Below are 12384 nucleotides of genomic sequence, written 5' to 3' on the forward strand. Positions count from 1 at the left end.
TGTACGGGGAAAACGAGTTGCTGCTTTCATCTTTTTTTGATGACAAAGCTAAATACTCTTGTTTGAAGAACAATGGTAGCATCGCGGAGACGCTTACTGGGTAAAAATAATAAATCATTATATATCAGTATTCTATCAAATTTCAGATATATTCTGAAGCTAATACAAAACAGATTAAATAGGCTCGTTTTTTCATGAAGACAAGCTACTTTTTTACCAAAAACAACTTGAAAAGTTTCTTCAGACCCGGGTGGAAGGGCATGGGAGATCCGGGTGTGGAAGAGGTGGGGACCCGGATCTTCGTGAAACCGGAACGGGGATGTGGAGCTGTTTATCTGCCTTATTTGAGGAGATTTTATGCACTGTTTCTGATTATAATCCAGTGGAATACCTGCTTTTTTGACCACGGTTTTGGTGAGGTTGCCCTAACGAAGTTGCGGTAAGTTTCCGTTATTCTAACAAAAATATTATATTTGCGACCATACAGCACAATTATGCAGGAAGATGAAAGCAAAATAAAATGGAGTCAGTTCCTAGCCGGCGATAATGAGGCTTATTGCTGGATATACAAAGTCTACATACAAATGCTGTTCCGTTACGGACACAACTTTACCTCCGATACGGAACTTATAAAAGATTGCATCCAGGATGTTTTTACCGGATTATACAAAAACAGAGAGCGTCTCATCGTTCCCAATAATATCAAAGTGTATCTGTTCGTTGCCATAAAAAACTGCATCCAACGAACTCTTTATAAAGAATCAATCTATGAAAGAAGTGCAATGGAACAAGTTCCATTTTTACTCGAACCAACTGTTGAAGACGAATTCGTCAATAATGAACAATACAATAATCAACAAAAAAAAGTTAAAGAAATCCTTTCTATTCTGACTCCCCGCCAAAAAGAGATCATATATTACCGATTCATTCAAGAAATGAGTATGGAAGATATCTGTATATTGATGGATATAAACTACCAATCTGCACAAAACCTAATACAACGGTCATTAAAAAAAATCAAACAAAATCACAGTTCTTTCGGATTATATCTTCTACTGCTCTACCTTTCAATGAAATATCAATAAATATATCTTTTTTTAAAAAAAGATTCTTTTTAATGAGTATAAAACAGAAAACAATGTCTCCTTATATAAAAAAGCCTTTTAAACAAATGGGGAAAGACTATACGAAATATAAGGCAGACGAGTTACTGAACGACGATTATTTTCTGCAATCGGAATTATATCCGACAGAAAATAATCGGAAGTTTTGGTATCAACTTCAGCAAACAGACAACACTTTTTCCAAAGAGATCGAAGTCGCTCGCCTTTTTCTTAAAGGCATAAAAAATTACTCAACAAATAGTATCCTATCAATTGACGAAGAAAAAGAATTATGGAAACGCATACAGACGGCCAATGCATCATACGAAAAACACAAAAAGAAAATTCATTTTCTAAAAATAGCAGCTTCTGTCGCAGCATCCTTATTGATAATTTCCGTTTATGGATGGCATACTTTACATGATCAGAAACAAGTAGTTAATTATGAAGCAATGATAAATTCTATCCCACAAGTAGATAATCCATCAGAGAATGTTCAGCTGATCCTTTCAAAAGGGAAACAAATATCTATTGAAGGGAAAGATATCCAATTGGAATATACAAAAGAAGGAAACATTAATGTAAACTCTGAAGAAAAAAGCATAAAAAAAGAAGAGGAGAAAAACGATGGAATCCAATCTTTCAATCAACTAATTGTCCCGATAGGTAAACGTACTTCTATTACATTTACTGATGGAAGCAAAATTTGGGTGAATTCAGGTTCAAAAGTGATCTACCCCGCTCAATTTACCACCGATAGTCGGGAAATATTTATAGAAGGAGAAATCTATCTTGACATAGTACATGATGAAAAAAGGCCTTTCATTGTAAAAACCAGAAAGATGGAAATCAGAGACCTTGGTACTCAGTTCTGTGTCTCTGCCTACAATAATGATGCAAACAGCCATGTCGTACTGGTAAAAGGAAAAGTTGAAATCGAAACAAAAGGAAAAAGGAAAAATACATTAAGTCCCAATCAGTTGTTCCTGTATGACAACAAGAAAGACAAAGAATCCGTACACCAAGTAAATACACAAGATTATGTTGCCTGGAAAGACGGGTATTATCAATTCAATCACCAGAAGTTAGACACTGTACTGGAAAAGCTCTGTAAATACTATGGGATCAAAATCCATTGGGACGAAAAAGTCGGTGAACTCACTTGCAGCGGAAAGCTGGATCTGAAAGAGAATCCGGAGAAAGTACTCAATGCTCTTCAGAACGCAGCCCCGATCAAAGTTGAGCAAATAGACGAACAGATTCATATTTTTATTGTTAAACATTAAAAATCAAAATATTATGGGACCTTAGATTCAGAGGAATAAAATTTTAGAAATTTTTCCTCAACAGTAAAATTACATGTATTAAAACCGTATTATAAACTTAAATCGTAACACAACATGAATAAGAACATCAGGTTTCCTCAAAAGGAAAAACAACCTAAAAAACTGATACGCGCCATGAAGTTTTTTCTACTTTTTGCACTCTTGACAACAGGATCATGTTTTGCTTCAGAAACATATTCTCAAGAAGCATCATTCTCTATGAACTACGAAAACAAAACGATTAAAGAAATTATTAACGAAATAGAAAACAACAGCGAATTTATCTTCTTTTACCTAGACAAATCTATTGATCTGAACCGTAAAGTATCTATCAATGTAAAAGAACAGAAAATAGAGACTATCCTTGATCAATTATTTTCCAACACGGAAAATAATTATTCCATATCTGACCGTCAGATAATCATTTCTAAAAAAGAAACACCTGTAAATACTAAAACAAATCAAAAAGACACACGTACAATTTCAGGTATTGTAAGAGATAATATGGGGCCTGTTACTGGTGCTAACATTGTTATCAAAGGAACGACCAACGGAACAATCAGTGACCTAGATGGAAAATTTACCCTGGAAAATGTTCCTGCCAACGCAATCCTGCAAATTTCCTATATCGGTTATCTTCCACAAGAAATTACAGTTAACAACCAGTCTTCTTATAACATTATGTTGAAAGAAGATAATCAATCACTCGACGAAGTCGTTGTTGTAGGTTACGGTACAGTTCGTAAGGCCGATTTAGCAGGCTCTGTAGCAGTTTTGGACAATAAGGCATTCAAAGATCAGCCGATCACACAGATATCAGACGCTTTGCAAGGTCGGGTGTCAGGCGTTCAAGTACAGAGCAGCGGTGTACCTGGTGGAACTGTTAAGATTCGCGTCCGTGGTTCCGGTTCTATCAATCGCAGTAACGATCCTTTGTATGTAATTGACGGTATCGTTCGTGAAAGTGGTCTGACAGGTTTGAATCCGGAAGACATTCAGTCCATGCAAATATTAAAAGATGCCTCTTCTACAGCCATTTATGGTTCCAGTGGTGCAAATGGGGTCGTTCTAATCACGACAAAAACCGGTAAAGCAAATGTCCGTCAAATCATGTTTGATGCACAAATTGGTGTCGGTACTGTAGCCAAACGTTACGAAACCCTCAATCCATATGAGTTTGCAACACTATATAATACATATCGGAAAGAGACATTCTCACCTGAACAGTTGTCCGCATTTCAAAACGGAACAGCAGGTACAGACTGGCTGGACGAAATCTTTCAAAATGGCATCACACAGGATTACAAACTAACTCTTTCAGGGGGTAGTGATAAAATCCAGTATATTATTTCTGGTAACTACGTCGGACAGGAAGGTGTTGTCAAAGAAAATACAAACAAACGTTATCAGGCACGTGCCAATATTACTTCTCAGCTGACAGACTGGTTACACCTAACGGCCGATGTAAATGCATCTCACAATGTGAAGAGAAGTGCCGATTTCAGCGCAGCAAAAGGTAATATTGTCAATATAGCAATGAATTATGCACCGGTACTCGGAATCATGAATGAAGATGGCACCTATACACGTGACCCATACAGTGCTATCACCCAATTGAATCCGGTAGGTCTGCTTAATGAGCAAATCGGAGAATCAATGAGAGATATCGTCAATGCTCATATAGACTTAAAATTCAACATTTTGCCTGGTTTAACTTTTACGACTAGCAACGGTATTGATTACAACGATGTAAAAAATTACTCTTTCGCTACCACAAAAGTATCCAGTTCAAGCAGTATGAGTAACAATGATGCGTACCGAATGACTTTACAAACGACAAATAACTTAACCTACAACGGTAAATGGGGCGACCATGCTTTGACTGCTACTGCCGTTTACGAAGCTACACAATCAGAATACCGCTATATGAATATCAGTGGGAATAATCTGATGACAGAAAGCGTGGGATGGTGGAATGTAGAAATGGCCGGCACCCGCAATGCGAAAAACGATTATTCAAAATGGGCTCTGATGTCTGGCGTAGGTCGTGTAATGTATAACTACAAAGACCGTTACATGCTGACCGGAACGATTCGTGCCGACGGCTCATCGAAGTTTTTCAACAATAAATGGGGTTGGTTTCCTTCAATTGCAGCCGCTTGGTCAATGGGCAATGAGAACTTTATGCAACATCAGAATTTCATACAAGACCTCAAGATACGCGCCAGCTACGGTTTGATCGGCAGCCAAGCCATCGATCCGTACGAAACATTGGGATTAATGACTCAAGCCATGTATGCATTCGGAGGAAACGCTTATTATACAGGATATTGGATTGGACAAACTGTTGCAACACCTGATTTATCATGGGAAACGACTCACCAATTCGACGTAGGTTTAGATTTTTCCATTTTGAATAGCCGATTGAATATATCTTTCGACTATTTTGACAAACGGACAAAAGACGGTCTACTAAAACGAACAATTCCAAATTATGACGGTGGAGGTTCTTACTGGGTGAATGCCGCTGAAATCAGCAATCGTGGTATTGACTTTTCTATCAATGCAAATATTTTCGAAAGCTCAGATTTCAGTTGGAATACGAACTTTAACGGTACTTATTTAAAGAATGAAGTAAAAGATCTGGCGGGTTTGGACTTTATCCAAGGTGCGAATATCGCTAGCGGAATGTTTTCCACAGATGGTGTCACCCGTATAGCAGTAGGACAACCGATCGGTGCATTCTACGGTTATGAATGGACTGGATTGGATGCAGCAGGTAATGACTCATTCGTTGATCGGAACAAGGATGGCATAATCGATAGCAAAGACCGTACCTTTATTGGTAAAGCCACTCCAGATTTCACTTTGGGATGGAACAATAGCTTACACTGGAAAAATTGGGACTTGAACATATTCTTTACTGGCTCATTCGGAGCTGAACGTTTCAATATGGTACGTTATACCGGTACCTCCATGACTGGTGACTTTGCTTTCATCACTCTTAAAGAGTATTTGAATGATAATTTCGATACAAAAGGACAATCAGCCCGCTATCCTTCCGTAAATGTTAAAGGTAATAATTATCAAGCAGCTGCAACATCTACAAAATATTTGGAATCAGCAAATTATTTCCGGCTAGACAATATCAGCCTGTCATACAATCTACCAAAAGCAGTCTCCAAATTTGCAGATCTCCGCTTTACATTTAGTTGTCAGAATTTATTCACTATAACCAACTATAAAGGAATGGATCCAGCTGGTATTTCATTTGTAGATACAGGTACAGGCAGTGTGGATGTAAACGATGGTATCGATCTTGGAGCTTATCCGTTAACTCGTTCATATACATTCGGAGTTCGCATGAATTTCTAACTAAAATAAAGCATAATTATCATGAAAGCAAAATATATATTATATACTTTAGGCATAGCCATGTTGTCAAGCTCATGTAATGATTTTCTTGACGAAGATCCAAAAGGCAAACTTACACCGGGAACTTTTTTCTCAACACAAGATGAATTGACAATGGCAACTTATGCGCTATACAAAAATGTCTGTTTAACACAGACCAATACCAATCCAACAATTCCTTCTTGGTTAGGTGACGATGTAACAGCTAACCCAGGCAGTAACAAACAAGCTTACGCAGAAATAGATGCCTTCCGAGGTTCAGATGCCAACAAAGGAGTAGAAGCAGCTTGGTCTACCTCATATGTCGTGATCAAAGCGGCCAATTATATCATAGAGAATGGCGCTAAAACGCCTACAACTCCAGAAGAAATAAATATTGCATTAGGTCAGGCCAAATATTGGCGTGCAGTACATTATTTCTGGTTAGTTCGTCGTTGGGGAGCCGTTCCTCTGATTTTAGACACCGAAGTCAACTACGAACGTCCTTTAGCCAGCATACAAGAGATCTATGATCAAATTGTCAAAGATTTACAAGACTGCGTTACTACGCTTCCGACCGATTACTCCAAACCTCCCCAGAAATATCAAGGGGCCAACATCTTCATTACCAAGCAGGCTGCTCAAGCAACGCTGGCTGCCGTCTATATGGCAATGGCAGGCTGGCCTTTAAAACAGACACAATATTATGCATCCGCTGCAGAACAGGCAAAAGCGGTTATTGACGGTGTAAATGGCGGAACATATGAATATATTTTAGAGCCGGAATATAAGTATGTATATGCTCCAAGTCATAATTATACGAATGAAACAGTAGTCGGCATCAATTTTTCCAGTGCTGTCGGAACTTGGTCAGAAGATTCACAGATGACAAATAGCCACTTATTCGAATCACTTACCGGATGGGGAGATGCATTAGGAGAAATCAAATTTTGGAAAGAATTTCCTTCCGGTCCTAGAAAAGATGCAACCTACAACCCAAAGATTCTAGAGGGTAACAAAGAAGGAGGCAAATTGTTGGATTGGTGGGATGAAAGTATTCCAGAACAACAACCCATGTTCTGCGCTTTTACCATCAGTGAAGACGGTGGGGATTATGATTATACAAAACCTGCCAATACCTCCTTAATGACCAACGATCACCGCCATCGTCTGATTCGTTATTCGGAAGTATTACTATGGTATGCCGAAGCACAGGCTCGTGCCGATGGCACACCGAACGCAATGGCTTATGAATGTATAAACCAAGTACGTGAACGCGCCGGTTTAGAACCACTACAATCAGGTATGAGCGGTGAAGCTTTTGCTAATGCAGCCTTGAAAGAACACGGTTGGGAAGTAGCTGGCTACTTTGTTGCTTTGGTAACCCGTCGCGATGACCAGATGCGTATGGAATTACTAGAACAGGCATTCAATGAACGTAAAGCCAACACAGCTATCGAAGTAGCTCCTGGCGTTATGCGAAAGGAAAAAGTGGAATTGCCGGCTTCTCTTACCTGGCAAGGTGAAAAATCCATTTATCTGCCATATCCAGCATCCGACACCCAACTGAATCCTAATTTGACTCGATGAATTTACCTTTCAAATTACGGTATTAGTCAAAATGCAACTTGTTGAGAACTGTTCGGGAATAAATCTCGAGCAGTTCTTTATCCCCTCAAAATCATCCTATTATGCATACTTAATAATAAATTAAAGTTGTGACACCATGAATTCTAAATTTCTATCAGCGTTATTGTTATGTGCAACTCCTCTTTTGTCTCAAGAGGTTCACATGAAATCTGTAACAGAGAAAATACCAACCTATCAAATCGGTGCCCCGGAAATCGATCCGATTTTTTTTACTGGTCGTGTTTATCAAGGAGCAGAAGGATATATTTACCCTTATCCCCTTTATGATATCCTAACAGAAAAGAAAATTGAAAAGGATTATAATGTACTCCGGTTGAACAATCAGTACGTAGACATTGCTATTCTTCCAGAGATCGGAGGCCGTATCTTTGCAGCCTCCGACAAAACAAACGATTATCCTTTTTTCTACACCCAAACAGGAATAAAACCGGCCTTGATTGGCATGTTGGGAGCATGGCTTTCAGGTGGTGTCGAGTGGAATATTCCCGATCATCATCGTGCCAGCAGCTATATGCCTATCAATTGGACAATGAAAGAAAATGAAGACGGAAGCAAAACCATCTGGGTAGGAGAGACAGAATTGCGTCATCGACTAAAATGGTCGATAGGTATATCAGTATATCCTAACCGTTCTTGGGTAGAAGCCAAAATCAAAGTGATTAACCCAACCCCGATGATCCAATCGATGTTATATTGGGCTAATGTATCCGTCCATTGTAACGATCAATATCAAGTGATATTTCCACCTGACGTACAATTTGGTGCCGATCATCATAAAGTATACTTCACAAATTGGCCGATCGGAGAAGCGAACCTCGGCAGCGGAAAAAATGCCAATTTATCTTGGTGGAAAAACTTTACGGGAAACTCCCGTTCTATTTTTGCCTGGGGTAGTGAAATGTCTTTCCTCGCGGGCTATGACTATGGAAAAGATGCAGGAACAGTACACGTAGCCAATCGGCATATCGTCCCCGGAAAGAAATTTTTCTTATGGGGGAACAATGCAAACGGCGAAATGTGGAACAAAATACTATCCGACAACGACGGACATTACCTTGAGTTGATGGTAGGCGGTTACTCCGATAACCAACCTGATTACAGTTGGATAAATCCAGGTGAAATCCGTGAATTCAGTCAAATCTGGTATCCGATAAAAGGTATCAAAGGCGTAAAAAATGCAACGAAAGACGCAGCCGTAAACTTTGAACCAACTGAAGGCAACAACTACCGTATAGGTTATTGTACAACTACTTCATACAAAAACGCCCGCGTTGTCGTAAAATATAAAAATCAGATAATACTGGATAAACAGGTCAACATTGATCCAGACAAATATTTTCTTGATCAAATAGCCGTGCCTGATTCCTTAATTCCCTCGATGCTCTACACTGCACTTTACGATGCAAAAGACAACTTGTTAGTCGATTACCGTCCGATCGTACAGGAAGAAAAAAAACTGCCAAAAGTTATCGACGGAACCAAACCTGTCAAAGAATACAAAACAAACGAAGAACTCTATCTGGCAGGTCTTCGCATCGACCAGTTCAACAATGCCCGTCTGGATTATATGGATTTTTACAACGAGGCTCTTTTACGTGACTCAATGGATGCACGTGTAAACATCGAAATAGGAAAACATTATATTCGCCAGGGAAAGTGGGAAAAAGCAGAACAGCACCTATTACGTGCTCAGGCACGCTTGTCCCACGACTATACAACGGTAAAGAATACAGAAGCCCTCTACTATCTGGGGTATTTATATCAAATGACAGGCAAGATCAGTAAGGCAACTGATGCTTATTGGGCTGCAACCTGGACTCCAGACTTCAAACATCGCTCTTTCTATGAGCTAGCCGTCTTGGCTGTCAAAGATAAGGATTACAAACAAGCGATGGACATGATCACCCAATCACTTTACGTTGGAGGACGTGACTTACAAGCACTTACTCTCAAAGCATATATTCTCAGGATGCAAGATAAGAAAGAAGAGGCACAGGAAACGATCCACTATATCCAACAGATTGATCCGCTTGATTACTGGAGTGCAGCCGAAGCTAGCTTATCCGCTTCACAAGGTGCTTCTTTTCTAAAAGCAGGAACGAATCATAACAGCAAAGGAATCATAGCTATACAGGAATTACTGGAAGTTGTGAACAATTACATGACTATCGGAGCAACAGAAGACGCACTTACTTTGCTGAACAGTGCTATTTCTTTAGGTGAACCTTATGCTTCTTATCCTTTGCTTTATTATTACAAGGCATATAATCTACTAAAAAGCAAAAACTCAATCGAATTCCAAACTTGTTTAGATAAAGCAAGATCGTTATCACCATTAAACAATTATCCTTTCCGGATTGAAGAAATAGCTCTTTTCAAAACGCTATTACAAAAAAGACCAGACGATGCGCTCCTTCACTATCATTTGGGTAATTTACTCTATTTTCTCGGACAGAAAGAAAGTGGTCTCGAACATTGGTTACACGCAACAGAAACTGATCCATCTTTTGCTATTGCAGCACGTAATGTAGGCTTCGGATATGGATGCCTAAACGACTTGGAAAAATCCATAAAATATTATGATAGAGCAATCAATGCCAATCCAAATGATCCACTATTATTGACAGAATCGGACAAAATATATGAGCAAGCAAACATCCCGACAGACCAACGACTAAAAAGACTGGAATCCCACTTGAAAACCGTCATGAAACATGACGATGCCGTGATGCGATTGCTTACACTCTATAATGCCGAATCAAAATATGACAAATCAATAAAAATACTGAATACCAGACATTTTCATTTATGGGAAGGAGGCGGACAAGTACACGATATTTACGCCGATTCACATATATTGAAAGGGATGCAATTTCTGAAAAGAAAACAGTACAAAGAAGCGATCCGAGAATTTGACCTTGCCAATCAATATCCGTCCAATTTGGAAGTAGCACCTTCACCCAATGGCGGTTACGAAGCCAAGATCTATTATTTATCCGGCATTGCATACGAAGCAATGAAGCAAACAGATAAAGCTAAGATATGTTTCGAAAAATCTGCTGACACACACTTCAGAAGCCATCTGACAGATTTAAATTACTATAAAATAAAATCTCTCAGGAAACTAAACAGAAATGGAGAAGCAGATGTAGCTCTAAGTGATATGCAAAAAACACTGGAACGTATACTGCGAAATCCAACGGATTCATATGCTAAATTCGGTGAAGCCAACCAAAACGTACAGCAGAGCAATATCTCCTATTATTCCGGCTTGATACATCTCCTACAAAATAATCCGTCAGCAGCAAAAAATGACTTTACTCAAGCTCTTCAGCTCTATCCAGGAAATATTTGGGCTCAATTAATGAATAAAGATATTCATTGAAAAATAAAGCCTAATCTGGATAAAGAAGTGAACTCTAAAAGTTTTATATCTAAGCTTTTAGGATTCACTTCAAACTATTACAGCAAGCAAATATACACTCAAAAGTGTATCAAAATCCCCTTGTTCCCGCGCTTGCCATAATGCGATCCCGCATCAAGCGTGGGAACAAAGGATAGTTTTGATGCACTTTCCTTCTTTTTTCTATCTTTACGGCATACCTAAATAATATAACATGAAGAGCTGGACAATTTTATTAAGTACGTTGTGTTTATTCTCATGCAACCAACAGGAAAATAAATTTGAAAAATATGTAAACCCGCTAATCGGTACGGATATCCGCATCGTACAGGGAAAAGATAAGAACTCGACAGAAGAACGCGGACAAATCATACCGGCGGTCGGTGTTCCGCACGGTATGACCAACTGGGTGGCACAGACACAGGCGACCGAACAGAAATGCCATCCTCCCTATTATTATTTCCAGGACGCGATCCAGGGATTCCGGGCCAGCCACTGGATGAACGGTTCCTGTACACAAGACTACGGAAGTGTCACGATCATGCCGCTCAGCAATAAACTCGAAACAGACCCAGCCAAACGAGCCTCCTCTTTCGACCACGCTCAGGAGACAGCGACTCCCTCCTATTATTCAGTCGATTTGAACGACTATGGCATCCATACCGAACTGACCGGACTCTCCCGTGCCGGCATCATGCAATTCAGCTTCGAACAGGATGGCGACCACTATATCGTGATCGAACCCAATAGCGATGAAGGTATCGCCTTCGTCGAAATCGATCCGGAGAAAAAAGAAATTACCGGTTACAACCCCGTACACCGCATCTACCAAGGATATGGCAAGGAAGCCAGCTTCAGCGGACATTTCGTGATCCAGCTGAATGAAGAGATTGCCGACTATGGCGTTTGGGACAGCACCACGATCACACCCGGACGTAAATCGGCAAAAGGACAAAAACATGCTGTCGGAGCTACACTGGTCAAGGTAGCCACTTCTTTTACGAGTATCGACAATGCCCGCAAAAACTTGGCCAGCGAAATCCCGGAATGGGATTTCAACGAAGTACGGCAGGCTTCATCCGACACCTGGAACCAGGCATTGGGACAAATCGCAGTAAAAGGGAACAACGAAGAAGAAAAGGTCAAATTCTATTCGGCTCTCTACAATACACATTTCCTGCCCCGCACGTTCAGTGACGTGGACGGCTCCTATCCGAAATTCGATGGTGGCGGACAGATCATGAAGATGGACCACGGAACCTACTATTGCGACTTCTCGCAATGGGATACCTATCGTGCCGTCCACCCTCTGTTTTCTATCCTTACCCCTTCCCGCAACGGAGACATGGCACATTCGCTCGTATTAAAAGGACAGCAGGGCGGCTGGTTGCCCATCTTCCCGTCCTGGAACAGCTACACGGCTGCCATGATCGGTGACCACTGCATCGCCATGATCGGAGACGCCATCGTCAAAGACACTCCGGGTTTTGACTATGAAGAAGCTTACACG

General features: G+C 40.1%; 7 protein-coding genes. All 7 read left to right on the forward strand.

The window, feature by feature from the left end:
* The first annotated feature begins 194 nt into the window (after positions 1 to 194).
* Complete coding sequence (locus BHV83_RS09770; protein WP_122205940.1) at positions 195 to 443, forward strand: hypothetical protein; 249 nt, start codon at positions 195 to 197, stop codon at positions 441 to 443.
* Positions 444 to 494: 51 nt separating this feature from the next.
* Positions 495 to 1085, forward strand: a complete 591-nt coding sequence (locus tag BHV83_RS09775) for an RNA polymerase sigma factor (RefSeq protein WP_005637560.1) — start codon at positions 495 to 497, stop codon at positions 1083 to 1085.
* A 32-nt stretch (positions 1086 to 1117) separates the two neighbouring features.
* Positions 1118 to 2389, forward strand: coding sequence for a FecR family protein (locus BHV83_RS09780; RefSeq protein WP_005637561.1), 1272 nt, complete (start codon positions 1118 to 1120; stop codon positions 2387 to 2389).
* Positions 2390 to 2503: 114 nt separating this feature from the next.
* Positions 2504 to 5803, forward strand: a complete 3300-nt coding sequence (locus tag BHV83_RS09785) for a SusC/RagA family TonB-linked outer membrane protein (protein ID WP_286757450.1) — start codon at positions 2504 to 2506, stop codon at positions 5801 to 5803.
* A gap of 21 nt (positions 5804 to 5824) precedes the next feature.
* Positions 5825 to 7411, forward strand: coding sequence for a RagB/SusD family nutrient uptake outer membrane protein (locus tag BHV83_RS09790; RefSeq protein WP_005637565.1), 1587 nt, complete (start codon positions 5825 to 5827; stop codon positions 7409 to 7411).
* Positions 7412 to 7547: 136 nt separating this feature from the next.
* The gene (locus BHV83_RS09795) at positions 7548 to 10856 is read left to right on the forward strand and encodes a DUF5107 domain-containing protein (protein ID WP_122205941.1); all 3309 of its coding nucleotides are present in this window, start codon (positions 7548 to 7550) and stop codon (positions 10854 to 10856) included.
* Between the two features lie 232 nt (positions 10857 to 11088).
* Positions 11089 to 12384 (forward strand): GH92 family glycosyl hydrolase (locus BHV83_RS09800; RefSeq protein ID WP_286757451.1); only part of this gene is annotated, 1296 nt, incomplete at its 3' end.

The organism is Parabacteroides sp. merdae-related_45_40 (assembly GCF_001915675.1).

Bases quoted from the DNA above. Each gene is read 5' to 3' on its own strand.
- BHV83_RS09770 (WP_122205940.1), top strand. From the start codon at position 195: ATGAAGACAAGCTACTTTTTTACCAAAAACAACTTGAAAAGTTTCTTC.
- BHV83_RS09775 (WP_005637560.1), top strand. From the start codon at position 495: ATGCAGGAAGATGAAAGCAAAATAAAATGGAGTCAGTTCCTAGCCGGC.
- BHV83_RS09780 (WP_005637561.1), top strand. From the start codon at position 1,118: ATGAGTATAAAACAGAAAACAATGTCTCCTTATATAAAAAAGCCTTTT.
- BHV83_RS09785 (WP_286757450.1), top strand. From the start codon at position 2,504: ATGAATAAGAACATCAGGTTTCCTCAAAAGGAAAAACAACCTAAAAAA.
- BHV83_RS09790 (WP_005637565.1), top strand. From the start codon at position 5,825: ATGAAAGCAAAATATATATTATATACTTTAGGCATAGCCATGTTGTCA.
- BHV83_RS09795 (WP_122205941.1), top strand. From the start codon at position 7,548: ATGAATTCTAAATTTCTATCAGCGTTATTGTTATGTGCAACTCCTCTT.